The sequence below is a fragment of the Trinickia symbiotica genome (assembly GCF_003028655.1).
Lineage (GTDB): Bacteria > Pseudomonadota > Gammaproteobacteria > Burkholderiales > Burkholderiaceae > Trinickia > Trinickia symbiotica_A.
Genome location: NZ_PYUC01000009.1, coordinates 1 through 25,709, shown reverse-complemented (window position 1 = coordinate 25,709; position 25,709 = coordinate 1). Strand labels below are relative to the sequence as shown.

Here is a 25,709-nt window from a genome sequence, read left to right as displayed (position 1 = left end):
TACTTCACCGTGATGCGGACCGATCGCATGAGGAAGCCCATGCCGGCCTTCAACTGTGTCGCTGAAAGGCACACGCTTCGTCCCGAGACCAGCTGACCGATACTGATTCGCCTGGCTGAAAGGCTGTAAATCGCCGAGCGTTCGAGTGCTTCACCAAGATCTCACCGCCACCCACAAGCCGCATCTGGAACCGGGAATAGTCGCCGAGATATGTGACTTCGGCCACGATAGCTTGAAAGCAATTATCGTCCTCCGGCGCACCTCCGACGGACGTGACATGGATCTGTTCCGGACGGATAGTTACCGTCGATAATTGCCCTGTGACTGAAACATCTCCGCGTCTGCATTTCAGCGTGCGATCGTTTCCGAATTCAACAACGCAGTAATTTCCTTCGAAGGCCTTTAATGTACCGTTAATCCTGTTATTTTCACCAATGAATCCTGCCACGAAGGCATTCGAAGGTTGCTCGTAAAGTACTTTCGGAGGCGCGAGCTGCTGCAACGCGCCATTGTTCAGCACCGCAACGCGATCTGACATCACCATCGCTTCTGATTGGTCATGTGTCACATAGACTATCGTGACGCCGACCTTGGTGTGCAGTCTTTTTATCTCGTACTGCATTTCGTCTCTCAACATCTTGTCGAGCGCTCCCAGCGGCTCATCCATTAGCACAATCTCGGGGTTGAACACCAGAGCGCGAGCCAAAGCAACACGTTGTTGTTGTCCACCCGAAAGTTGCACGGGCCGCCGTTGGGAAAAGGCGCCAAGTTGAACCATATCGAGCGCTTGTTTAACCCGCTCTTGAATGTCGCTTCGCTGCACTCGGCGGACCTTCAACGGATAGGCGATATTCTCAGCAACAGTCATGTGGGGGAACAATGCATAGTTTTGAAAGACCATGCCAATGTTGCGCCTGTACGGGGGCGTTTCGTGAATAGGACGACCTCGCACTTGGATCCTTCCCACGGAGGGGCTTTCGAAGCCGGCGAGCATCATGAGAAGTGTTGTCTTACCGGATCCTGAGGGGCCGAGCATTGTCAGGAACTCGCCGGGTAGAATATCGAGGTCGAAGTTTTCGATCGCAAAATTCCGGCCATCGTAGGACTTCGCGATATTCTGATAGCGCACTAAGTATTTTTCGTCAGCAGCTTGCAGCACGGATACCTCGCGTTTTTCTTGCGAAGAAACTTGGTAACAGTTATCCACAGAGAGACCTGAGCTCTGTTCTATTTCAAAGCCAAGCAATCACTTCTGCAGCCAAGCGTTGAACCGAATATTCAGTTCGTCCGAGTACTTAGACCAAAAGGTGCCGTCGTCGAACACGGAAGTACTTGAACCCGCCTCGGCGCCTAAAAGACTTTTTATTACCGGTGCGTCAGTAGGATCGTAGTCAACCGCCTTCATCGCCGACCGGCGTACCGGGAAAACGTTGGGGCGGAGAGAGTCTGTAGCCGGTTTGTATTGAGCCGTAGGCACATAAACTCGTTTTTCGACGTCTGGGCGCGAGATGTACTCGATGAACTTTCTCGCATATTCTTCCTTCCTCGTCCCCTTCACAACCGTGAAGGCGTCTGTTTGAACTATCTGCCCGTTCCAGAGGATGTCGATCGGAAGATGGCGTTGGGTCTTTGCTGTTCGGAGTCTGCCTGAAGCCGACATTCCAATAACGACTTCCTTGTCGGCGAGGAGTTGCATGCCTTGAGACCATGAATCCCACCAAACAATGTCCTTTTTAATTGTGTCCAGCTTGGCGAAAGCACGGTCAACTCCTTCTTTCGTCCGCAGCACCTTGTAAACGTCATGTGGAGATACGCCGTCAGCCTCAAGGGCAAACTCCAGCACGTAAAGCGGGCTCTTGGAGAAACCTCGCTTGCCAGGAATCTTCTTGGTATCAAAGACATCGGCAATGTTTTGAGGCTTCACGGGAAGGTTGTTCTGATACCCAAAGGCGACGGTCCATGCTGTCCAACCTACACCGCAATCGACGAGCGCCCCGGGAAGATAATCGTCTTTCGCCGGCGTCCCGTCCGGGGCGGGTGGCAAAGGCCATTTTGAGATATCCACTAGCAAACCTTCCGCACATCCCTTCAGAGCAAGGGATGTTTCACCATCAACAACATCCCAAGAAACTGCTCCGCTCTCGACCTGTGCCCGAACCTGCGCATTCCCCCCTGAATAGTCGACGCTATTAATTCGTATTCCTGTTTCCTTTTCGAACGGAATGTAAAACACTTCCTGCTGCAGTTTCGTGTCGTCGCCTCCCCAAGAAACGACGGTCAAAGTCTTTTGTGCCGAAGCTTGCCCGGCCACCGCAAGACCCAGAATCAAAGCCAGAACGCCAACTTTCATCTCAATCCCCTTGTGGACCCGCCCTATCAATGAGGCGTTTCGTTGATGATTCCTATAAACGGAATTTTCCACCTAAACTCGAAATTTTTGCTCAGGATTTTTACCGACCACCAACGAGCTGTCGTGTCGGCTCGGCCTTCCATCGACAGAACGCATCGCAACTGTATTCCTGATTACTCGTCAATATTTCGATATCTGGAATATACGTCGCCACTTATGGCATGTCAACGAACCGCTGTATAGGTGAAACTCCGGATGCAGCGTGCGCTTCGTCATCTCTTTCCGGGCATGCCTCCGCTCTGTGGGGCGGCTCGGCACAAGCGAACATAGCTACGGGGACGGCTACGCCTGGGTAACGGCACAACGAAGATCGTTCCGCGCCGCTGCACTGAATTCCGGAAAATGGAAGGAAGCTGCCTTGAACCTACCGGACTAGTCGCTGGCTAGTTTGAACAGTCTTGAATATTCCTGGAGCGGGCTTCTGGCCGCCGCCCCCGAAGGGCGGCGCGGTGAGAGCAAGTTGGCGAAAGCGCTTTAACGAGTTCGAGGCAGGGAGGAGATGTAACCGGTACTGGATAGGGGACAGCTTGCATGCCGCCGGCTTTTCATTGCCTGCCTCGCCAACACAACGGCGCCATACAGCGACGAGACAGACGCCCCTACGGATGCTAGAACCAACATCCAAAGCGCGTACACGCCCTTAGGGTTCAGCCGGGCGATTTCGTCGATGACCACGACCTCATCTAGGTCAGTGCGAGAAGCTGCGCCATGTCAACCGTGCAGCGCGCGACCTTCACGCCGTCGAGCAGCAACCGGTGCCACGCCTTGCGCACACCGTACACGCCAAAGTTCCCGTCCCAGACCTTACGGATGACGGCTTTCAATTCAGCATCGCGACGCGCTCCCACTGGCCAATCCTCCGGATCGCTACGCCGCCCGGCGTGACAGTAGTACGTCGACGGAGGGATCGGCATCATGCGGTAGATCGGCTCGATACCGTAACGCCGTCGCGATGCGCGTCGATGAATGCGATCATGGCTTCGCTCGGCGGCCGAGTTCCTCTGCGCGAAACACGCGGACGCCTTACGGAGGATCTCGTTGGCCATCCGCAGCTCACGGTTCTCGCGCCACGTTGCTTCAGGCGGGCCAACTCGTAGCTCGTCGCGCCCCGTCATTTCCGCGGTCGCGCTCAACCTGGAAAATCCAGTTGCGAGGCGTCTCACGCGACATCCCGTCTTCGAAGCAATCGAGCGAACCTCTGCCGCGTGCGTTTCATACTCATGCTGGTGCCCGAACACCATGCGGATCGCCCGCTCCCGAACCTCATCCGAATACCGCGTCCCGGTGGGCTTCCTCACCTTGCTTTCGTTTTGAATGCTTCCGATCTCCCGTTACCGCCAAGGTCTGAGGTCTCCAAATCTTTCCGGTGCGATTCACCCGAGCGCACCGAGCGCCTCGTCAAGCATCTTCTTCGCATCGCCGAACAACATTCGGTTGTTTTCCTTGTAGAACAAGGGATTGTCCACGCCGGCATAGCCCGAGGCCATGGAGCGCTTCATCACGATTGAATGCCGCGCCTTCCAAACCTCGAGCACAGGCATGCCCGCGATGGGGCTGGCGGGATCCTCGGCGGCGCTCGGATTAACGATGTCGTTTGCGCCGATCACCAAGGCTACGTCGGCATCGGGAAAATCGTTGTTGATCTCATCCATCTCCATCACTATGTCGTAGGGCACCTTAGCTTCGGCCAGCAGCACGTTCATGTGGCCCGGCATGCGACCGGCCACCGGGTGAATCGCAAACCGAACATCCACACACTTTTCGCGCAGAATCGTCGTAATTTCATACACCGTGTGCTGAGCCTGAGCGACGGCCATGCCGTAGCCCGGCACGATGATCACACTCTTGGCCTCCCGGAGCATGTCGGCCGTCTCCTTGGCACTCACGGGCACTACCTCGCCGTGCGGTCCGGCTACATCGCCTGCCGCTGCCCGTTTGGCTGGTGCGCCCGAGCCGAAGCCGCCAGCGATCACGCTGACAAAGTTGCGATTCATCGCGTTGCACATGATGTAACTTAGGATTGCACCCGACGAACCCACAAGCGCACCAGTAACGATCAGCAGGTCATTGTTCAGCATGAAGCCGGTAGCCGCAGCGGCCCAGCCCGAGTAACTATTGAGCATAGACACCACGACCGGCATATCTGCGCCGCCGATGGCCATAACCATATGCACGCCGAACAGCAGCGCAATCCCAGCCATCACGATCAACGGCTTCACGCCGGCTACCAGATCGTGGGCATTCAGAAATACCTGACCGAGCCAGACCACTGCCAGCAATGCAACCAGGTTCAGCCAGTGGCGCGCAGGTAAAAGGAGCGGCTTCCCCCCGATACGACCAGCGAGCTTGCCGAAGGCTATGAGCGAACCCGAGAAAGTGACCGCGCCGATCAAGATTCCGACGTAGATCTCCACCTCGTGGACAACTTTCTCAGCACCTTGGAACTGAACCGAGGCGTCCACATGACTGCCGAAACCCACTAGACAAGCCGCCAAGCCCACCAGACTGTGCATGAGAGCGACAAGCTCGGGCATTTGGGTCATCTTCACGACCTTAGAGGCATACAGACCAATGCCACCACCGATAGCCAGGGCGATGACGATCCAGGCGATACCCGACGAGCTGACCCGTGGGCCGAACACCGTCACTAGCACGGCCAACGCCATGCCGACCATGCCAAACACATTACCGCGGCGCGAGGTTTCCGGGTTCGACAAGCCACCCATGCTGAGAATGAAGAAAATGGCGGCGCCGAGATACGACGCCGTGGCGAGACTCTGGGATATCATCGACTTTCCTTGCGTGATCTAGCTCTTTCTTATTTGCGGAACATGGAAAGCATCCGGCGCGTCACGGCAAATCCACCGAACATGTTGACCGCGGTAAGGACTAGTGCGGCAAAGGCTAACCGGAAGATTAATCCGTCGAGTCGCCCATTTGACCCCGCGGCCGGCGGTGCAATCTGCACCAGTGAGCCGATGGCGATGATGCTGGAGATCGCATTGGTCACGCTCATCAACGGCGTGTGCAATGCGGGCGCGACGTTCCACACCACCATGTAGCCGATGAAGCAGGCAAGCACGAACACTGTGAAGTGGCCCAAGAACGCCGCGGGCGCATACGTACCGACTCCCCAGAAGAGCGCGACCGCAATCGCAAATATGACCGTGAGTGCCTTGGCAGTCAGTGGCGCACCACTGCCGTGAGCGTGGCCAGATTTTTTCTCAACGGCCGGGAGGGCGGCGGACCTGGGCGCAGCAGCCGGAGCCACCTTGAGAGGCGGCGCCGGCCAGGTGATGGAGCCATTCTTGATCACCGTGAGGCCACGAATGGCGTCGTCTTCCATGTCGATGACAGCCACACCGTCCTTCGCCTTGCACAGATCCTCGGCCAGGCGGAGCAGATTGGTTGCATACAGTGTCGACGATTGCTTGGCAAGTCGAGAAGGAAGATCCGTGTAGCCGATGATGGTCACTCCATGACGCACAACGGACTCACCGGGTACCGTTAATTCGCAGTTACCGCCTTGCTCGGCCGCCATGTCCACGATCACGCTACCGGATTTCATCGACTGGACCATTTTGTCAGTGATGAGCGTCGGGGCCGGCTTGCCAGGGATCAGCGCAGTTGTGATGATGATGTCTACATCCTTGGCCTGCTGAGCGTACATCTCTCTCTGCGCAGCCCGAAAGCCTTCGCTCATCACCTTTGCGTAGCCCCCGCCCCCCGCGCCGTCCTCGTCGTAATCGACCGTGACGAACTCGCCGCCTAGCGACTTGACCTGGTCGGCCACCTCGGCACGCGTGTCGTTTGCGCGTACGATCGCGCCGAGGTTGGCTGCAGTTCCGATCGCCGCGAGGCCCGCCACGCCGGCGCCAGCGATGAAAACCTTGGCCGGAGGCACTTTGCCTGCCGCTGTAATCTGGCCATTGAAGTACCGACCGAAGGCGTTCGCCGCCTCAATGACGGCACGGTACCCACTGACGCCGGCGGTGGAAGTTAATGCGTCCATCTTCTGCGCACGGCTCAGGGTGCGTGGCAGGCAGTCGATTGCCAGCACCGTGGCGCTCTTCGCGGCGAGTTGCCGCATCAGCTCCGGATTTTGGGCCGGCCAGATGAAGTCGATAAGCAGCCCGCCCTCGCGCATCAGCACGACCTCCTCATCGCTCGGCGGGCGCACCTTGAGTACGATGTCCGAGGTCGCCCAGAGTGCAGCTGCGCTATCGATGATTTCGGCCCCTGCAGTGCGGTAGGCGTCGTCATCAAAGTTGGCGGCTTCGCCGGCGCCCGATTCGACGGCCACCGTAAAGCCGAGCTTGATGAGCTTTTCCACTACGTCGGGCACGGTGGCCACGCGCTTTTCGCCGGGGAAGATTTCCCGCGGCACACCGATACGCTGCGGCTTCGGAACCACGGTAGGCTGCATCAGTGCCCCCCCGAATTTGAGCATTCACTATGAGAACCAGGAAAGATCAATTGAGCCTCAATAACGCTTTTAAGTTGAAGAAATAAATCATGCCTTTACCCACGAGCTAAATCCCGAACACAATGGTTACAGCCGCACGCATCTTTGCCACGTTGGATTTCTCGTCACAAGAACGCCTTGCCTAAGTGCAGGCTCGACGCTCGCAGCCCCGGACAATTGATTTAACCCAAGCTCTTTTGGTATCGTTGCGTAAACAAGCGGCGATAATCCATGATGTAGCCGGGTTTCAATTGATTTCCGTCGGCATATGCTCCCAAATCACTTTGGCCAACGCCACTGCCGTCGCTGCAGAAAGAGTCCATCCGAGATGGCCGTGGCCCGTGTTATAGAACACGCGCGGCGCCCTGCCTTTCATAACCCGTGGCATCATGTTAGGCATCATCGGACGAAGTCCCGACCATGGAACTACGCGCGACGTATTAACCGTAAAATTCTTATTCACCCATCGAATGAGTGGATCGATGCGGTCCATACGAATGTCCCGGTCATAACCATTAAATTCCGCTGTTCCGGCAACACGGAGCCGGTCAATGCCAAGGCGACTGGTCACGATTTTTGCGCTTTCATCGAGAAGACTTACCCAAGGCGCAAGCGACATGCTGGGCTCGTCGTCAAGGTGTACCGTTATCGAATACCCTTTCACTGGATATACATTTAAGCGGTCACCCAATAGGGCCGCGATTCGGCGACTCCCCACGCCAGCGCATACAACAAGTGCATCTGCCGCCAAATTTTCGCGCTCCGGATACGCTGCCATTTCGCCCTCAGTTTCGTCAGTTGCAACGGTAAGCCGGACCCCGTTTTGCGGGCATTGAACATGCTCAACTGTTACGCCGTGACGAAAGCGCACGCCGCGCCTTTCGCAGGCAACTGCGAGGCCTCGCGTGAACCGGTGGATATCACCGGTTGAGTCAGAGGGTGTGAAGTACCCCCCGTAGTACTTGCCTTGAAGTGCAGGCTCGATTCGTTTAATTTCTGCTGGCGACACTGCAAAGCGCTCGAGACCACCTGATACCAGAAGTTGATTGGTCCGAGTAGCAGCGTCGTACGATTTTCTGTCATGGTAGAAGTGAAGAATACCTCGCTTTTCCAAGTCGAAATCAATCTGCTCACGTTCGGCAATCGCAAAAAGATGGCTCCGGGCTTCGATTGCTAACCTGACTGTCTCTATGGTGTTATCGCTGTAGTTCGCTATATTGGAGACGAATTCCCCAATCCATGAATATTTGTGCCATGATGGCCTCGGATTGAAAAGGACCGGAGCGTCCTTCTTGAGCATCCATCGGAGTCCCTTCAGAATTGTCCCGAAATTGTTCCAAACTTCAGCGTTGCAAGCCGAAAGCTGTCCGCCGTTAGCGAAGGACGTCTCCATCGCCGGATAGAGATGTCGGTCGATAACAGTCACCTGGTATCCAAGCTCGGAGAGCGCATACGCGCTCGTAACGCCCGTTATGCCGGCGCCAATAACAATGATGTGGGGCATGGTCGAGTCCTTGAAAAAAGACTTCGCCGAGATTTCGGCGCGTACCCCATCTGTCCCGGTACCTGAGAGCTTGGGCGCAAAACTCCGCCGTCCCCTTCGGTGGGCATACGTGCATGCCTCTCTCCAGAGTTTAAAACGACGCTACAGTCCTTTTGCCTGAGAGTTTCCGGGGCGGTTGCTCCGTCGGCGCCGCAGCCCATGTGTCTGCGGTCTCTCCTGCAGCGCGTGTCAATGCAAATCTGTCGTTACTGCAGAAGCCACTGCGTGAAGCGCAACTTGAGTGCGTCCTGATTTTCGGCCCAGAAATCCGCGCCAGCCTGAATCGAATCTTTCAGGTTCGCGGGGTACGTAGGCATGTGTGGTGCGACACTTTCCTTCGTGCCGGGATAATTACCGACGAGAGCGATCGCCGAGCGCCGTGTCGGCCCGTTCGATGTCAGCGTAGACAGAGCAGCTTGGCGATCAGGTTGGCTCGCAAACTTCACAAATTCGAGAGCTTCTTGCGTATGCGGTGCACCTTTGGGAATCATAAAGAAATCAGTTGACCAAACGTCGCTATCCCACATGATCCTGAACGGTGCTCCCTCCATGCGGGCGACGAAAATCCTGCCCGCGTAAGCGGACGTCATGACGACCTCATTTGATGCAAGCAATTGCGGGGGCTGAGCACCGGCCTCCCACCATACGATATCTTTCTTGATGGTATCGAGCTTACGAAAGGCTCGATCAACGCCGGCAGGCGTCGATAAGACGGTATAGACGTCCTTTCGCGGTACTCCGTCGGCAACTAGTGCCCACTCCAACGTCGCAACGGGTGACTTCTGCAGCCCGCGCTTGCCGGGGAAGTTCTTAGTGTCAAAAAAATCCTTGATGGTCTTTGGCTGCTTTGGTGCATTCGCGTTGTAGGCAATGGCTCGTGCCCATGAGATCGACCCCATGCTGCACTTCGACGTAGTCCCCGCTACGAAGTCGGACGCGCCAGCAGTGCCATCAGGATTAGCCGGAAGCGTTGATGCGTTGAATCTCGTCAGCAGGCCGTCTTCACACGCGCGTCGCTCGTCGAAAATGTCAGAAACGACTACGTCCCAAACCACCTTCCCCGCTTGTTGCTGAGCACGGATTTCGCTTAAGCCGCCGTTGTACTCAATGACCTTGACGGCGATCCCCGTCGCCTTGGTGAATGGATCAAAAAGGGCCTTCTTCTGTGCCTCTGTGTAGCTTCCACCCCATGATGCAACGGTTATTTCCTTGCCGCCTTGGGCCATCGAAGACATCGAAACCAGCAAGGCAGTACTCGCGATCAACATCCTTCTCACTACGTTCATCCCATCACCTTTTCTATGAAGAAACCGCATCGAGATCAATACGATCGTTGCTCGAGATGCCCCTTGCAGGGCCCCACCGTCAGAAGTATCGAAAAACGGAAGTTCGTTATCAATTATGGAATTTACCTACTCTCGGCCCACCACATCGAGCTCGACCTTGCCGTCGACCGGTGTAAGCCCCCCGGATTCCGGAAAATAAAAAGACACCACATGATTTCTGAATCTTCGGATGCTCGGTCGCCAGGCCTGGGGAGACAACGACGTGCGAAGTGACGGCGCGCAGGCCGCCAGTGCCGGCACGGCCGCTCAAGGGAAGGAGGGACGACGGTCGCAGTTGGGCTGGCCAAACCGACTTAGCCTCACGCTCTATCGCGACGTAAGAAGAAGAGCGGGTTACGGCGAGCGCCGCAACCCCATGACAGCGCCGCCCGATTTCCGGCGGGGGATTGCTCGCGGTGTGGCAAATCGCTGCGCAATCGATGCGATTTCACGACGCCTATGTCCGGGCATCGCCCTCGCCTTCACCGTCACTCACAGCATGCAGACCCGTGGACTGCAAGGTCGCGCGCAACTCGTCTGCAGCCTCTGTCAAGCTTTGTATGACTGTTTCCGTATCGAAGCTCATTAGCAGTCTTTCCTTGAGAGCAACGATACCGACGCCATATAGCGCGCCCGCAGATCCAATCAACACCGGACAGCAAATCGAGTAGACACCGGGATCGAATTCGTCGTCGCTGATCGCGTAGCCCTGCGCCCGCACCGCTGCCAGCCTCGCTTTCAGCTTCTCCGGGTCAACAATGGTGTTGGGGCGATATTTCTCGAGTGGCCCTTGGAGTTGCTGGTCGATCACAGCCTCCGACTGAAAGGCAAGCAGCGCTTTTGCCGAGGCAGTGGCGTTGAGCGGAAACACATTGCCTGGATAGATCAGGTTGCGGCTAGGCGACGATGGCAGCACCGTAACGGCGAGCTGAATCGAGTCCTGAACCAGCCTCACGAGATACGCCACCTGACCAAACCTGTCCGCCAACTTCTGCAGCGTTGGCTCGGTGAGTGCCTGAAGCGTTTCGAGACTCAGCGAACTCTGAAATATCCGAATAAGTCGCGGCCCGATCCGGTAGCGCGACCTTCCGCGCTGCCCCACGAGAAACCCAGCGTCCAGCATGTTGTTTACGAGCCGATGCGCCGAAGGCATCGGCATCCCGGTCTGCGCGGAAATTTCCACCAGGGTGAGTCCCTGGTCTGTTCGGTTGATCGCCTCAAGAACCATTGCAACTCTTTCAAGTCGGGGAATTCGGTCACTCTTATCGATATCAGTATCGGACATTTGACTTGCGCCCTAGCAGATTGCACGTATTCCGCAATCATACGGCGAAAAACGCAATGTCAGGCGATCGAAGCTGCCACGGTCCCGAGCAACCGGCGCGGACTATCCCGCGGAAAGCAGCCTGCAGCGTTGCTTTCCGTTGTAGCCGTCCTCGATGGGCGCTATCACACGACCATCGAGGAACGAACGAACTCCATGCGAAGCCGGCGTTCTCGACGCGAATGCGGACAAACCCCTATTTTTGTTCACGTTGCAAAAAACGGAAGTATCGTTTAATTTTAGAAATATCTCAGTGTACCGCCAGCCCCCCGCAGGAGCATGCAATGAAAGACGCGATAGCCGAATTCCGAGACGTCCGCAAGAGCTACGACGGCCATACCCCAGTGGTTGCCGGGCTCAACCTCAGCATCCAGCGAGGCGAGTTCCTTACACTCCTTGGGCCTTCGGGTTCCGGGAAAACGACGACGCTGATGATGCTTGCCGGCTTCGAGACACCCAGTAGTGGCTCGATATTTCTGGACGGAACCGCAATCACCAGCGTCGCCCCTCACAAGCGGAATATCGGAATGGTCTTCCAGAGCTACGCGCTCTTTCCACATCTATCGGTGGCGGATAACGTTGCCTACCCCCTCAAGGTGCGGCGGCGGCCTAGTGCCGAGATTGCTGCGCGAGTCGGTGCGGCGCTCGACATGGTGAAACTGAAGGGGCTCGGTGACCGCCTTCCGGCGCAGTTATCGGGCGGTCAACGCCAACGCGTCGCTCTTGCGCGCGCGATCGTGTTCGAGCCCCGCATCGTTCTGATGGATGAGCCACTTGGCGCGCTCGACAAGCAATTGCGAGAACACATGCAATACGAAATCAAACAACTGCATGCGCGACTGGGCATTACGATCGTCTACGTCACTCACGATCAGAGCGAGGCGCTGACAATGTCTGACCGCATTGCAATCTTCAATGAGGGCATCGTTCAGCAACTTGCCTCTCCCGTCGCGCTGTACGAGCAACCGAGCAATGCATTCGTCGCTTCGTTCATTGGCGAAAACAATCAGCTTTGCGGCAGGCTGTCCGAAATTTGTTCTGAGAGCTGGGTCGTTGAAAGCCCAGGAATGGGCAAACTCACTGCTACTGGCATCGGTACTGCGGCCGCGGTTGGCGACTCGATAAAACTATCCATCCGCCCGGAACGTATCGTCCTTGGCGCCCTAGCCGACTCATTGAATAACCGATTCAGCTGCAGGGTCACGGACCGAATCTATCAGGGCGACCACGTTCGAGTGCGGCTGGCGCGCGACGAGGGCGATGGATTGGTCGCGAAGCTTGCAAATGATCGCGACTGTGGGCGCATCCAGATCGGCGATACGGTAACGGTTGGCTTCCGTTCAGAAGACTGTATTGCGTTTCGGTCAGCTGCGTGAGGTGAAAATGAACATGCCAAACACTGCATACGTCCCGCCTACAGCCCCTTCCTTGCCCACCGATCGGCAGTATCGGCACGTAAAACTCCGCGCCCAGTTTCGCGCGCTACTTCTGATATTGCCGCTTGTCGCCTTTCTTGCCGCCTTCTTCCTGTTCCCGATCGTTCAGATGTTGTACCGCTCGGTTGATACGACCACCGTGGCGATACCGCTCGCCGAGGTCCATGCTCAGCTAAAAAACTGGAGCGGTGAAAACTCGCCGCCGGAAGGTGCATATCGTGCGCTGGCAAAAGACCTTTTGACGCTTGACGACCATGACGAACTCGGACCAGTCGCTCGGGAATTGAGCTACAGGTACGCCGGGTTCGAAGGCCTTCTGCGTAAGACAGTTCGCCAACTGGACGGGAACCAAGGAACTCAGGGTACGTGGAAGCATAGATTCGTCGATATCGACCCGCGCTGGGGCACACCCGAGCCCTGGGGTGTCATCAAGCACTCGTCCGGAACAATCACTGCGCAAAATCTTCTTGCCGCGGTGGACTTGCGCCAGACCGCGACCGGCAGCGTCGCGTTGCAGCCTGCGGACCAGCGACTGTACCTCTCTGTTTTCACCAACACGCTCGTGATTTCTGTAAGCGCAACACTTGCATGCCTGCTTCTCGGATTTCCGGTCGCACATCTGCTTTCCACGGCGCGTCGCAGCACAGCCACCGTGTTGATGATGCTTGTGCTGCTTCCCTTCTGGACGTCACTGCTCGTCCGCACCTCGGGGTGGCTCGTCATTCTCCAGACCAACGGTCCACTCGTGGATCTGCTTGTCTGGTTGCGCATGGTTGCAGAGAACGCCCGCCCCCAATTGGCCTACACTCGCTTCGCCTCGATTGTCGCGATGACACACATCCTGCTGCCGTTCATGATCCTTCCGTTGTACAGCGTCATGAAAGGCATTTCGAAGGACTATGTTCGGGCCGCACGCTCCCTTGGTGCTGGCCCCGTCAAGGCATTCTTCTCCGTCTACATACCTCAGGTCGTGCCCGGGATTGGCGCCGGAGCCATGATGGTTTTCATCTCCGCGCTTGGTTTTTACATCACGCCCGCGCTTGTCGGTGGCAGCCAAGGACAGATGGTGGGGAATCTGATCGCCTATCACATGCAGTCCTCGTTGAACTGGGGCTTGGCTGCGGCGCTCTCGGTCGGCCTCCTGGTTCTGGTTGCAGGCATCTTCTGGATGTTCAGGACACTTGCCAGCGCAGAACTCCTGGGAGCTCCGAAATGATCCGGAAAATATATTACGTCATCTGTGGTTCGGTCTTCTTCTTCATGATGGCCCCCATTCTCATCTGTGTGCCACTCTCATTCAATGCACAACGATACCTGACGTTCACTCCAGGGATGCTGGAGCTCCATCGTGACGCCTTTTCCTTACGATGGTACGCAAGTTTCTTTGGATCCCAAGTCTGGCGTGACGCGATCGTGAATTCCATGATCGTCGGTTCATTGACGACACTCGTTGCAACTACGCTAGGGACCGTGGCCGCAATTGGACTTAGCCGGCGCGACACACCGTTCAAGAAGACTTTATTAGCGCTGATCCTCTCGCCAATGATTGTGCCCGTTATCGTCACGGCAGCCGGCATCTATTTCCTTTTTTCACGCTGGGGCCTTACACAGAGCATCACCGGCCTGGTGATTGCGCACACAATCGTCGCAGTTCCGCTCGTCGTCATTACGGTTAGTGCGGCGTTGGCCCGCTTCGACTACGACCTAGTAAAGGCCTCGCTGAGTCTTTCAGCGTCGCCAATTGAAACGTTCTTCCGGGTGACGTTGCCGCTCATCGCGCCCGGTGTGGCGTCGGGCGCCATCTTCGCATTCGCTACATCACTGGATGAAGTTGTTATGGCGCTCTTCATTGCCGGCGTCGACCAGCGAACCATCCCGTTGATCATGTGGAGCGGAATCCGCGAGGAATTAAGCCCAACGATCCTTGCAGCGGCCGTAATCCTCACGATGGTTTCGATATGCATGTTGCTGACCGTCGAATACCTCCGGGCATGGTCATCAAAGTTCAGCAACGCATGATAGCTAATTGGAGAACCCAGTAATGAACATCCCCAGAACAATGCGCGCTGTCGTACTCACGGGTCACGGTGGCCTTGAGAAGCTTGAATATCATGAAGATATTCCAACACCTCGCCCCGGGAAGGGCGAGGTCCTGATCCGTGTGGGGGCGTGCGGTGTCAATAACACTGACCTGAATACACGCACCGGCTGGTATAGCCCGAACGTTCGCTCGGGCATGACCGAAGAAATCGGCAGCAAAGGCATTGATCCTGACACCGCCGATCTAGGCAACTGGGACCGCTCGAGTCTCGCGTTTCCCCGTATTCAGGGCGCCGCGATAGCGGGCCGCATCGTCGATGTTGGCGAAGGAGTCGATGCAGAACGAATCGGCGACCGCGTGATGGTCGACCCGGTCATCCGTGATCCGTCGGCACCGTTGCGCGAAGAAGGCGTGCGCTTCGTTGGCAGCGAATGCGACGGTGGGTACGCAGAATATGCGGCGATTCCGGTCGAGAATGCCTTCACGGTGACTGCTGACATTTCGTATATAGAAATGGCTACCTTCCCTTGCGCCTTCACAACAGCGGAGGAAATGCTCGAGCGCGCTCGCCTAAAAGCTGGCGAAGTTGTCCTCGTGACGGGTGCTGCGGGCGGGGTGGGTAGTGCGAACGTGCAGTTGGCCAAACGCCGGGGTTGTGTGGTAATTGCAATTGCGGGGCAAGGCAAGCGAAGGAAAATCCTGGAGCTGGGAGCCGACTATTTCATTCCGCGGGAAAGCGTTGACATCGTGGGGGAAGTTGAGAAGATTGTGGGAAGTCGTGGCGTCGATGTTGTTGCCGACGTGGTGGGCGGAGACTCGATTACGGGGCTTTTGCGTGTGCTCAAGCGCGGTGGCCGATACAGCACGGGAGGCGCGATCGCAGGACCCATTTCCGAAGTAGATTTGCGTGACCTGATCTACAAGGATCTTGAAATGTACGGTATCGCGAATCCCGTGGCCCACACCACGCGTAACCTCGTGCAATACATTGAAAATGGCGAGATCAAGGCAATGGTGGATAAGACGTTCCCCCTTGCGCAGTTGCGCGAGGCGCAGGCGGAGTTCATGAAAAAGTCGCACGTTGGCAAGATTGTCATTGACGTGGACGCCTCCGCTTAAGCGCTGCGTACTCTTCGAGCGCCGGCCCCGCAGGTGGGGCCGTTTTTAATTCCGCCGACATTCCATATACATGAGCATTTTTGACAGGGCGAGCCCATACCTTCGTCTCGCCCGCGTTGACAAGCCCGTCGGGACCTTTCTGTTGCTATGGCCGACGCTAGGCGCCCTTTCGATAGCGGCGGACGGGCATCCACCGCCTCACCTGCTGGTTACATTCATACTGGGAAGCTTTTTGATGCGTTCGGCCGGATGCGTCGCAAACGATCTTGCCGACGAGCGTTTTGATGCCCACGTCACGCGGACCAAGCACCGTCCACTTGTTTGCGGCGCGATATCGCGCAAACAGGCGCGGCGATTTCTTTTTTTGTTGCTGGTGCTCGCTGCATTGCTGCTGCTTCCCTTGAATGCGTTGACGGGCTTGTACGCTCTCGGTGCGTCGGCGATTGCGCTTTGCTACCCGCTTGGCAAGCGCGTTTTTGGTCTGCCCCAAGTCGTGCTCGGCGTCGCGTTCAGCTTTGGAATCCCGATGGCTTTCGCGTCCGTGCTGGATTTCGTCCCTGCGGTCGCATGGTGGTTGTGCGCCGCTAACCTGTTCTGGGTCGTCGGTTACGATACTGCATACGCAATGGTCGATCGGCCGGATGACCTTCTGGCAGGCGTAAGGAGCAGCGCGATTACCTTTGGTCGACATGAGGTGCTGGCCGCCAGCGGTTGCTTTGCCGCATATCTGGGCATTTTCGCCGTACTGGCTATCGCTTCGGGATGGACCGCTGCGTTCTGGGTCGGATGGACAGGCGCACTCGGGTGCGTCGTCGACCAGTGCTTCAAGATGGGATCCCGCGACCCGGCGCTGTGTTTCGAGGCGTTCAATCGCGCGCACCGCACTGGCCTCTGCATGCTGGTGGGGCTCGCATGGGCCCTGACCTGATCCACTCCGGAGCGGTCATCCCTACGAGTAACGTCTTACTCTGGTGACATGCCAGGTACCGGCGACAGGCTAATTGGCCGCCCCGTCGAGTAACGGATTCGCGAGCCGATACATCGCCAGCGTCAGCGCCTTGGCCCCCCACGCCAATTCATCCGAAGCTGAAAACTCTCCAGGATGGTGACTCAGCCCGTCCTTGCTCGGAATGAATAGCATTCCAGTTGGACAATGTTCCGCCAGGTACATTGAATCGTGAAACGCGCCGGACAGAATCTCTTGCCAGGGCTCTCCGCATTGCTCAGCCGCTCCAATAAGGGCCGCCCTCACTCTGCCCGAGAAGGGTGTCGGCTTATGACGCATCAGCTCTTGAAGCGAAATTGTGCATGGGGATTGTCGTCGCGTCCACGAACGAAATTTGGCCTCGAAGTCATCAAGGACACCCTCGCACGGGTGCCGCAAGTCAATTGTGAAATTGACTTCACTTGCGATGGTGTTTGTCGCACCGGGGGAAACATCAAAGCGTCCGACAGTCAACCGCAAATCCGTGTCGCTTTCGTAGGCGGCAACGTATGCCTGTTGCACTAGCTCCGTTGCCACAAGGACTGCATCCTTCCGAAACTCTATGGGCGTTGTGCCGGCGTGGGAAGTCCGCCCTCGCACGGAAACCCGAAACCAGCGAACACCCTGAATTCCACTCACGACACCAATTTTTTTACCCTCCCGCTCAAGCACTGGGCCTTGCTCGATGTGTGCTTCGATGAAAGCGGAAAACGTACGTTTCAGCGGAACGAGCGGGATCTCGCCGAGCGCGGCCGCGGCATCAGCCAACGCTTCAGCGAATCGGACGCCTGCAGAGTCGGTGCTCTCGCCGAAGCTGGTCAGCAGCTCAGGGTGAACAAACGTTGCAGAGCCCATTGACCCAGGTGCGAAACGGCAGCCCTCTTCATTCGTCCAGATGGCAACTTCGAGAGGTAGCTCGGTGGTAACGCCAGCGTCGCTCAGTGCAGCCAACATTTCCAGTCCTGCGCACACCCCGTACGCTCCGTCGAACCTACCTCCGGTGGGTTGCGTATCAATGTGACTTCCCGTCACCACTGGCGGAGCGTCGGTCGTTCCCCTGCGGCGAAAAAAGACGTTCGCTGCCGCATCGCGATAGACCTCGCATCCCAAATCTGCAGCGATTTGAGAAAGAAACTTACGCGCAGCCACATCCTGAGGGGTAAGCGCCTGCCGGTTGACGCCGCCTCCGTCCGATTTGCCGATTTCAGCGAGAGCCGAAACCAGTCCGGCAAGTCGCTCTTGCGACACATGATCAGTGAGACGGCCTGTGAAATCGAAATTCATCTGCAACACCTGTGGAGAGAAGTGATTGCCCTGCCCAGCGTGGTCCACGGAGAGCGCCCGAAGATTTCTGTTTGCCACTAGCAATTTCGAGAAATTCTTGCTAGATTTCATTTTATGGAAGTTTAGACGACAAAGTGAAATTTCGCAACAGCCCTAACTCAGAGGAAAAGACGATGAACTCCCCTGCTGACCAGTTCCTTGACTCCGGTATCGTTCCCCGTTTCGCCGAGCCGGCGACCTTCATGCGCGCACCGTACTCGCGAGACCTAGAGGACGTCGACATCGCGCTCGTTGGTGTTCCGTACGATCTTGGCTGTACGAACCGAAACGGCGCTCGGCAAGGGCCTGCGCAAGTGCGAGAAATGTCGCGCCTCATTCGAAAGATCAATCCGAAAAGTGGAATTTGCCCCTTCGAGTTGCAGCGGATCGCCGACATTGGGGACGCGCCGGTCAACCCACTAGACAACGAACAAACGCTCAACGCGATCACGGCGTATTACGCGCGCCTTCGCGATCGCGGCATTGCCGCAATCTCCTGCGGAGGCGACCATACCGTCACCTATCCGATTCTTCGTGGATTGGCGCCGAAGGATGAAAAGCTAGGCATCATCCACTTCGATGCACACTCCGACACACTCGACGAGCTCTATGGAAGCCGCATCAACCACGGCACCGTCTTTCGCCGCGGTGTCGAGGACGGCATCATTGACCCGAAACGCGTGATCCAGATCGGTTTGCGTGGCACCCGCTTTAGCGAAGGCGATATCCAATACGCCTACGACGCCGGAATGGCGGTCGTTACGATGGACGACTATGAAGAGATGGGACGGGCCGGGGTCATCAACAAGATGCTTGAGACCGTGACAGGCGGGCCGGTGTACATCACATTCGATATTGATGGCTTAGACCCAGTTTACGCAATTGGTACGGGCGCCCCTGAGCCAGGCGGACTTTCGATGCGCGACTGTCAAGTCATCATTCGTAGCGCGCTTGGCCTCGATGTTATCGGCGGCGATGTCTGCGAAGTCGCACCACTTCTGGACCCGTCTGGCCACACGGCCATCAACGCTGCCAATCTGATGTTCGAGATCCTGTGTGTGACCGCACATGCAAAGTCGAACGCAAAACGCTAACTGACACCCGGGCTAAACATCATGGCGCAAACTGCTAAACGCGATGTTCCTCTGTCGGACTTTCCCGTCGGCGGTCCTCAAGACCTGTTCTACAGCCGTAAAAACACGAAGGATTTACCCACCATTGTTCGGGGTGAAGGGATCTACCTGTGGAACGACTCTGGCGACCGGTTTATCGATGTCTCATCCGGTGCGATCGTCAGCAACATCGGGCAGGGTAATGAGCGGGTGTTGCGGGCGATGTACGAGCAAGGCAAAAAGTTGTCTTTCAGCTATGTGCGCGTTTCCCGCCACGAGCCGAACGCGGAACTCTCACGTAGGGTCGCGACGCTCGCCGGCCCTGGCTTTGAACGATGCCACTTCACATCTGGCGGCTCTGAGGCTAACGAAATGGCCATCAAGTTCTGCCGCCAGTACGCGTTCGCCAAAGGCATGCACCAGAAGACGCGCGTGATCTCGTGCATGCCCTCGTATCACGGTGGCACGCTTGGCACGATTGCAATAACGGGCGATCTGGACTTCGCTCCCGTTTACGGAGACATGGTTCAGTTCTCCGAGAAAATCCCGACGCCGTTCACGTACCGGCGCCCGGACGGCACGAGCGTAGTCCAGTATGCAATGCAGTGTGCTCAAGCACTCGAAGAAGCAATCCTCCGGCTTGGCCCTGAGAACACCCTCTGCTTCATCTTCGAGCCGATTGGAGGCCTTTCGACCGGAGCGAATGTTCCTCCGCCGGAGTACTTCGGTGAAATCCGGCGTATCTGCACTAAGTATGGCGTCTTTCTCATCTTCGACGAAGTCATGTGCGGCGCAGGCAGAACGGGAAAATTCCTCGCCAATAGTCATTGGCCTGCTGCAAAACCTGACCTTGTCGTGCTCGCTAAAGGACTAGCGGCCGGATACACCCCACTGGGTGCCGTTCTGGCGCCGGCGACACTCGTCGATGAATTGGCAGGACTCACCGGCTTCAATCTGGCGCACACATACAACGCCAACCCGATCACCTGTGCGGGCGCTTGTGCCGTTATCGACGAAACTATTGAGAACGACATCATAGGTAACGCCTCGCGCGTCGGGAGTTATCTGCTAGAGCGCCTACTGGATCTCAAGGAAAGGTCGCCAATCATTGGAGACGTACGTGGCAAAGGCATGCTCACCGCTGTTGAAATGGTGAGGAACAAGGAAACTCGCGAGATGCTACCGCCCGAGATGACAGCTGCTGATCGCGTGCGTCAGATCGGCATGAAGCACGGCCTCTTGATCTACGCCCGCCGCACCAGTGGTGGCCGGTTTGGAGAGTGGTTCATGACCGCGCCACCGCTAACCATGACAGCCGCCCAGGTCGACGACATGATGGAGCGACTGGAAATTACGTTGACCGAGTTCACTGAAGAGCTGCACCGCGCCGGTGCTCTATAGGAAGAGCGGACATGTCAATTGCTTACAGCGAATATCAGCATCTGAAGTTCGACCGACCGTCGCCAGGTGTCCTTCTGGTCACAATTAACAGACCGGAAAAATACAACGCCACCGATGAGCGACTGCACTGGGAATTGAGCAAGATCTGGCTCACGATCGGTGACGACCCCGAGACGCGCGCGACCGTAATTACGGGAGCAGGAAAAGCCTTCTGCGCGGGCGGTGACCTGGACATGGTCAGACGCAACCTGGAGGACTATTGGGGTGTTCTTCGCACGGGTCAGGAAGCGCTGGATATCGTGAACAACATGATGAATCTGGAAAAGCCCATCATTTCCGCGATTAACGGCGTCGCCGTGGGTGCTGGTCTGGCAACAGCGCTGACAGCTGACATCAGCATCATCTCAGACCAAGCGAGGCTGAGCGACGGGCATACGCGCCTGGGTGTTGCCTCCGGTGACCACGCAGTGATGCTGTGGCCATTGATGTGCGGCATGGCGAAGGCCAAGTACCACCTGCTGCTCGCCGATTTCATCGATGGCCCGGAAGCAGAAAGGATCGGCCTTGTTAGCCTGTGTGTCCCCCACGAGCAACTGCTTGAACGTGCCTTGGCAGTAGCGGACACCTTAAGTAAAGGGAGCCAACTGCCGATTCGCTGGACAAAACGGGCCCTGAATCACTGGTACAAACCTGTTGCTCCGATCTTCGACCTTTCTGTCGCCATGGAAATGCTCAACTTCGTTGACGAAGACGCACGTGAAGGCGTTCATTCGGTCAAGGAAAAACGGGCGGCCAGCTTCCCGTCTTCGGACCGAGGTACGTATCAGGAAGCTGGTTGGGGAAGCAAGAATCGCATCTTGAATTCAGGGGAATAACATGCACGCGGGTCATTGGGTGCAGCGGTCCGCGCTGCGCACACCGAACAACATCTTGTGGATTGCCGAAGACCGTAGGATCACCTACCAGGACGGTGTGAGCCGGATTAATCGGATTTCCAACGCTCTTCTCGCAACCGTAGGGAAAGGCGCACGCGTGGCCATCCTGTGCGCGAACCGCTTTGAGGGACTCGAAGCGTTCCTGGCTGCAATGTCAGCCGGATGCGCGGCCGTCCCCATGAATCCCCGGCTTCATGTCCACGAGTATGCGTTTCTGATTTCCGATTCCGGCACTCGAGCCGTCTTCTACAGTGAAGACTTCGCTGCTCATGTTGCCGAACTGAAACCGCTGGTACCCGAGGTCAAGCTCTGGACATGTATTGGCGGCGAGCATCGAGTCGCGGACACCGACTATGAAGAATTCCTTCTGCAGTTCCCCGCCACACCGCCTGAGGTCGTCATCGACCCCGATGACATCGCCTGGCTTTTCTATACGTCGGGGACGACCGGAAAGCCTAAGGGAGCAATGGAAACGCATCGGAATCTTGTCACGATGTGTCAGCAGTTCTTGTTAGGCGTTGTTCCGGATGTCGCTCCCAGCGATGTCATGTTTCACGTCGCGCCAATATCACATGGAACGGCCAGTTGCATGATGCCCCACCTGGCGGTCGGTGCCGCGAACGCATTCCCATTATCGAAAAGCTTCAATGCGGAGAAGGTGTTCGAGGCAATTGAGAAGTACCGCGTAACTTCAACGTTTATGGCGCCGACGATGATTACGATGTTGCTTCAGTCCGATGCACACGCCAAATACGACCTCTCGTCGCTGAAGAATGTCATCTACGGCGGCGGCCCGATGTACGTCAACCAGCTCCGGAAGTCTCTCGACATCTTTGGCAACGTCTTCGTTCAGATTTATGGACAGGGCGAGGCACCCATGACCGTCGCATCACTGCCGAAGGCGTCGCACACAGTCGGCGACGATGAGGCGAAGATCAAACGACTCGCTTCGTGTGGCCGTGAGCTTCCCGGCGTGCGCATTGCGATTCTGGATGATGATGACGCGGAAGTCGGTGTGGGCGAGTTCGGAGAAGTCTGCGTGCGCAGCGACCTCGTTATGAAAGGCTACTGGAATCGTCCCGAGGCAACGGCCGAGACCCTACGCAACGGGTGGCTACATACCGGCGATGTCGGTTACCTAGACAATGAGGGATACCTTTTTTTAACTGATCGCAAGAAAGATCTCATCATTTCCGGTGGCTCGAACATTTATCCGCGGGAAGTGGAAGAGGTCATTTGCTCCCACCCCGCGGTGGCAGAAGTGGCGGTGGTGGGTGTTCCCGATGAAGTATGGGGAGAGCTTGTCAAGGCTTTCGTCGTGTTGCGTGCTGGCCAACACCTCGACGCGGCTGGGGTCATCGAGCATTGCAAGGCAAATATGGCTTCCTATAAAAAGCCATCGGTTGTGCAATTCATTGACGTGTTACCCAAAAACGCCACCGGCAAAGTGCTGAAGCGGGAACTGCGAAAGAGTGACTCCTGAATACGGCGCCGAGTTTGCGTCGTCCCGGTCGAGGCGGGATGATGGTCGGTTTACGCCGCTGATGCGAGCAGCACATGCGGGAAAGATAAAGTTGAGAAGCAAGAAACGAGGCTGACGGCAATGTCAATGCAGACAAACGGTGAAAAAGCTGGTCGACTGGAGAGGGTAGCGGCGATACTTGAAGCCATTTCCACGTCATCGGACGGGCTGTCCCTGGCTGAAATCTCGTCGCGGACGCAATTGCCGATGCCGTCAGCCCACCGCCTAATCAATAGCATGATCGGGGCGGGATTTGTGACCGGTCAGCGCGGCAGGTCCAACTATTTCATTGGTCCTCGAATACTGGATCTCTTTCGCTGCAGCACAGATGGCACATCTTCGTTGACAATTGCCCGGCGCGAGATTCAGATCGTCGCCAACCGCTTCGGTGAGGTCGGATACCTCGCGAAGTTGAACGGTGAGAGAATCGAACTGGTTTTGATAGTGCCACCGGAGGACCCGGCCCGCACCCTCGTCTACCCTGGCGCCGACTTTCCGGTTCACGCGACGTCGACCGCCAAAGCGCTCGTGGCCTTTCAACCGGAAGCAACTATTGACCGTTATCTATCGGGGCCGCATGAGAAGTTCAGGCCCAACACTGTTACGGACCCGACGAAGATTAAGGACAATCTGACCGCTATACGGGCTACGGGTTACGCGATCAATGATGACGAATATGATGCGGGTGTATTCTCAGTAAGCTGCCCCGTTGAAATACAGGGGGCGGGTGTTCTGTACGCAGTAGGTTTGGTTGGATTAAAGGAGCGACTCTTAATGACATTCCGACAGGAGCATATAGTAACTTGCCTCCTTTCGGTAGCACAGAGACTGTCAAGAGCACTTACACGACGATTGCCCGCTCAGTTCAACGATAATTCCGCTCCCCGATTCGAGTCGGAGCGTCCGGAGAACGCCTACATGGCGCGAAACGCGACACGTTAATTCGCATCGCGCAAGTGTCGATAAGGGACTATTCGCACCAGTGCGGACCGCGAACCCTTATGCTCCAATTGCTGATGCAACGACGACACGCGATACATCAGCCGGCTTCGATGCGTTGACGGCGCTTATGCGCTAGCTGGCGCATGATTCGCCTCGCCCACTGCTAAGACCGGCCGGGACGGCTTTCGATCAACTCGATAGTGCGATGCGCATCCGAAAACTACGGCTATTCGTAAGCAATCGGAGCAATCGCCAAGTCTGTGTATGCGGTCGGAACGGCATGATCAGGCGGCAAGCGCTTGAGGAGCCGGCGTGCTTTCAATCACCGGGGCCGTCCTTGAAGGGAATGCCCTTCAGAAGCGGCTCGGCACGCGTCGGCCTAACCCTAACCCAGCGTGCTCTGTCTCGCCCGCACCTGGAGGTCTTTCAACTGAGCAAGCGCATCCCTCGCCCGCTCCACCGGCACAAAAATGTGATCGTGAAAAGCCGCGGCGACGACATTGCAACTAATACTCGCCTTCGTCAACGCCTCCGCCACCGCCGCAGTGAGTCCCACAGCCTGCAGATCCGAATGGACGGTCAAAGTAATCCAGGCCGCGCGGAACAGTACCGGCAGCCCCTCGCGCACCGCCGTCGGCTCATCGATGATGACGGTCAGTCCCTCGCGCTCACGAAATGTCGCCAGGGGTGCGAACTGCGATACGTCACTATCCGTGTGAAAGGACGAGAAGACATAGACGCCGTCATTCAGCTGCGGCTGCATCGACGCTAGCAATTGCTCAAGATCCGAAATCGCCTGGCTCACTGTCACTGTAGGATTCCCATTCAAAAGTACCAATGGAGCAAGGCGCGCCAGCAGTCACATCGCCCGGCGCGCTAGTGTCACTTCAACTCGCGCTTTTGCGCCGCTCACGCGCGCGCCAGCTTCCCCCTCCCCCGGTTCCGGAATCTGCCGATGAGTCCAGCCTTTGAGGGAGATGCTGGCCTTTTAACAAGGAGCGGCATCCGCCGAACTATTGTGGCCGATGCGAAGATTGTCACTCATAGTGCGTCCTATCATAGAGCGTGGCCTCAAACAGGTCAAATCCGTACGCTTCGATATCCGTCCCCTCGAGATCTCGATGCAGTACGACCCGCTCGCCCTATTTGGAAAACGCCTGATTGCGCTTCGCAAAGCGCGCGGCTGGTCGCAGGAGCGCCTCGCGCTCGAAAGTGGACTCGCCCGATCGTACATCGGCGGCATCGAGCGGGGCCAGCGCAACATCGCCCTCTATAACATCTGCGTGCTGGCCGCTACACTCGGGATTGCACCCGCTTCAATGCTCGAATTTGATGAGCTTGCGTGAACAGCGCACATTCGTTGGGGGCCGTTCATGCCCTTCGCGCCGCTCACAGAGCAACAACTGCAACGATGCCACTCCACCATTCATCCGGCCCCGCATACGCTCGCGTCAAGGTTGACTATCCGGACCATGCAAAGCGCTGCCGTCGGCTCGATCGACGATGCATCGCATTACATTCGGAGGTTGCAGTCGCCGAACGGCCGCATAGCGCTCAATGATGTTTGCGCAGGACAATAGCAGCTTAGGCCATTGCTGGAGCTTGCGTTGATATCGTGAAAATCGACCTGCGACGCGCGCGTCGCCCGCAGAACGGTGCCGAAGATGTCGCGGCTGTATCGCGCTCGCGGCCGCTGACTGTAAGCACCCGGCAAAGGCGCCTTGAAGCGCAGGAGTTCTGACGCGAGCATCGTGCCCATTAACAACTTTAATGGACAGGTGTACACGATGGAAGAACTGGCAGCGAATCCCGAAGTCGCGGTGCAG

The 25,709-nt window shown here is 56.9% G+C and carries 22 protein-coding genes and 1 riboswitch; of the genes, 11 read left to right on the top strand and 11 right to left on the bottom strand.

Annotated elements, in window-relative coordinates:
* Positions 1–49: 49 nt before the first annotated feature.
* The 8 genes from C9I57_RS18470 to C9I57_RS18435 form a co-directional block, all read right to left on the bottom strand.
* Positions 50–1,246 carry an ABC transporter ATP-binding protein gene (locus C9I57_RS18470; protein ID WP_219909885.1) on the bottom strand — a complete coding sequence of 399 codons (1,197 nt, stop codon included), beginning with the start codon at positions 1,244–1,246 and terminating at the stop codon, positions 50–52.
* A complete protein-coding gene (locus C9I57_RS18465; protein WP_146166233.1) occupies positions 1,247–2,350 on the bottom strand; it encodes an ABC transporter substrate-binding protein in 1,104 nt (367 codons plus the stop codon).
* Positions 2,351–3,093: 743 nt separating this feature from the next.
* A complete protein-coding gene (locus C9I57_RS32795) occupies positions 3,094–3,327 on the bottom strand; it encodes an IS3 family transposase (RefSeq protein WP_181321875.1) in 234 nt (77 codons plus the stop codon).
* A gap of 456 nt (positions 3,328–3,783) precedes the next feature.
* The gene (gene pntB / locus C9I57_RS18455; RefSeq protein ID WP_107152331.1) at positions 3,784–5,196 is read right to left on the bottom strand and encodes a Re/Si-specific NAD(P)(+) transhydrogenase subunit beta; all 1,413 of its coding nucleotides are present in this window, start codon (positions 5,194–5,196) and stop codon (positions 3,784–3,786) included.
* Between the two features lie 32 nt (positions 5,197–5,228).
* The gene (locus tag C9I57_RS18450) at positions 5,229–6,836 is read right to left on the bottom strand and encodes a Re/Si-specific NAD(P)(+) transhydrogenase subunit alpha (RefSeq protein WP_107152330.1); all 1,608 of its coding nucleotides are present in this window, start codon (positions 6,834–6,836) and stop codon (positions 5,229–5,231) included.
* Positions 6,837–7,122: 286 nt separating this feature from the next.
* The gene (locus C9I57_RS18445) at positions 7,123–8,412 is read right to left on the bottom strand and encodes a D-amino acid dehydrogenase (protein WP_440130226.1); all 1,290 of its coding nucleotides are present in this window, start codon (positions 8,410–8,412) and stop codon (positions 7,123–7,125) included.
* 101 nt (positions 8,413–8,513) lie between these two features.
* Positions 8,514–8,608: riboswitch (glycine riboswitch) on the bottom strand.
* A 16-nt stretch (positions 8,609–8,624) separates the two neighbouring features.
* Positions 8,625–9,704, bottom strand: a complete 1,080-nt coding sequence (locus C9I57_RS18440; protein ID WP_219909884.1) for an ABC transporter substrate-binding protein — start codon at positions 9,702–9,704, stop codon at positions 8,625–8,627.
* A 496-nt stretch (positions 9,705–10,200) separates the two neighbouring features.
* Entirely contained in the window at positions 10,201–11,028 is an 828-nt protein-coding gene (locus C9I57_RS18435) for an IclR family transcriptional regulator (RefSeq protein WP_107152102.1), read from the bottom strand.
* Between the two features lie 323 nt (positions 11,029–11,351).
* Between C9I57_RS18435 and C9I57_RS18430 the strand changes: the two genes are divergently transcribed.
* The 5 genes from C9I57_RS18430 (at position 11,352) to ubiA (ending at position 16,591) form a co-directional block, all read left to right on the top strand.
* Positions 11,352–12,443 (top strand): ABC transporter ATP-binding protein, encoded by a 1,092-nt coding sequence (locus C9I57_RS18430; protein ID WP_107152101.1) that lies wholly within the window; start codon positions 11,352–11,354, stop codon positions 12,441–12,443.
* Positions 12,444–12,450: 7 nt separating this feature from the next.
* Complete coding sequence (locus C9I57_RS18425; RefSeq protein ID WP_107152100.1) at positions 12,451–13,719, top strand: ABC transporter permease; 1,269 nt, start codon at positions 12,451–12,453, stop codon at positions 13,717–13,719.
* Positions 13,716–14,522 carry an ABC transporter permease gene (locus tag C9I57_RS18420; protein WP_107152099.1) on the top strand — a complete coding sequence of 269 codons (807 nt, stop codon included), beginning with the start codon at positions 13,716–13,718 and terminating at the stop codon, positions 14,520–14,522. The genes C9I57_RS18425 and C9I57_RS18420 overlap by 4 nt, the downstream gene beginning before the upstream one ends.
* 22 nt (positions 14,523–14,544) lie before the next feature.
* Entirely contained in the window at positions 14,545–15,663 is a 1,119-nt protein-coding gene (locus C9I57_RS18415) for an alcohol dehydrogenase family protein (RefSeq protein ID WP_107152098.1), read from the top strand.
* A 76-nt stretch (positions 15,664–15,739) separates the two neighbouring features.
* Positions 15,740–16,591: a 4-hydroxybenzoate octaprenyltransferase gene (gene ubiA, locus C9I57_RS18410; RefSeq protein WP_440130225.1), complete on the top strand. Its 852-nt coding sequence runs from the start codon at positions 15,740–15,742 to the stop codon at positions 16,589–16,591.
* 69 nt (positions 16,592–16,660) lie between these two features.
* Here ubiA and C9I57_RS18405 read toward each other — a convergent pair whose 3' ends face one another.
* Complete coding sequence (locus C9I57_RS18405) at positions 16,661–17,932, bottom strand: M20 family metallo-hydrolase (protein ID WP_107152327.1); 1,272 nt, start codon at positions 17,930–17,932, stop codon at positions 16,661–16,663.
* Positions 17,933–18,105: 173 nt separating this feature from the next.
* Between C9I57_RS18405 and speB the strand changes: the two genes are divergently transcribed.
* The 5 genes from speB to C9I57_RS18380 all read left to right on the top strand — a co-directional run bounded on the left by speB (position 18,106) and on the right by C9I57_RS18380 (position 23,883).
* A complete protein-coding gene (gene speB, locus C9I57_RS18400; RefSeq protein WP_107152096.1) occupies positions 18,106–19,065 on the top strand; it encodes an agmatinase in 960 nt (319 codons plus the stop codon).
* Between the two features lie 21 nt (positions 19,066–19,086).
* Complete coding sequence (locus tag C9I57_RS18395; protein WP_107152095.1) at positions 19,087–20,484, top strand: aminotransferase family protein; 1,398 nt, start codon at positions 19,087–19,089, stop codon at positions 20,482–20,484.
* Positions 20,485–20,501: 17 nt separating this feature from the next.
* Positions 20,502–21,359, top strand: a complete 858-nt coding sequence (locus C9I57_RS18390; RefSeq protein WP_107152326.1) for an enoyl-CoA hydratase/isomerase family protein — start codon at positions 20,502–20,504, stop codon at positions 21,357–21,359.
* A 1-nt stretch (position 21,360) separates the two neighbouring features.
* Positions 21,361–22,902, top strand: coding sequence for a long-chain-fatty-acid--CoA ligase (locus tag C9I57_RS18385; RefSeq protein ID WP_107152094.1), 1,542 nt, complete (start codon positions 21,361–21,363; stop codon positions 22,900–22,902).
* 120 nt (positions 22,903–23,022) lie between these two features.
* The gene (locus C9I57_RS18380) at positions 23,023–23,883 is read left to right on the top strand and encodes an IclR family transcriptional regulator (protein WP_107152093.1); all 861 of its coding nucleotides are present in this window, start codon (positions 23,023–23,025) and stop codon (positions 23,881–23,883) included.
* A gap of 385 nt (positions 23,884–24,268) precedes the next feature.
* Here the strand turns inward: C9I57_RS18380 and C9I57_RS18375 are convergent, their stop codons facing one another.
* Entirely contained in the window at positions 24,269–24,688 is a 420-nt protein-coding gene (locus C9I57_RS18375) for an ACT domain-containing protein (RefSeq protein ID WP_107152092.1), read from the bottom strand.
* Between the two features lie 316 nt (positions 24,689–25,004).
* Here C9I57_RS18375 and C9I57_RS18370 point away from each other — a divergent pair, with 316 nt between their 5' ends.
* Complete coding sequence (locus C9I57_RS18370) at positions 25,005–25,229, top strand: helix-turn-helix domain-containing protein (protein WP_107152091.1); 225 nt, start codon at positions 25,005–25,007, stop codon at positions 25,227–25,229.
* 167 nt (positions 25,230–25,396) lie between these two features.
* Here the strand turns inward: C9I57_RS18370 and C9I57_RS33025 are convergent.
* The coding region (locus tag C9I57_RS33025) for a hypothetical protein (RefSeq protein ID WP_219909883.1) at positions 25,397–25,709 on the bottom strand (313 nt) is incomplete at its 5' end.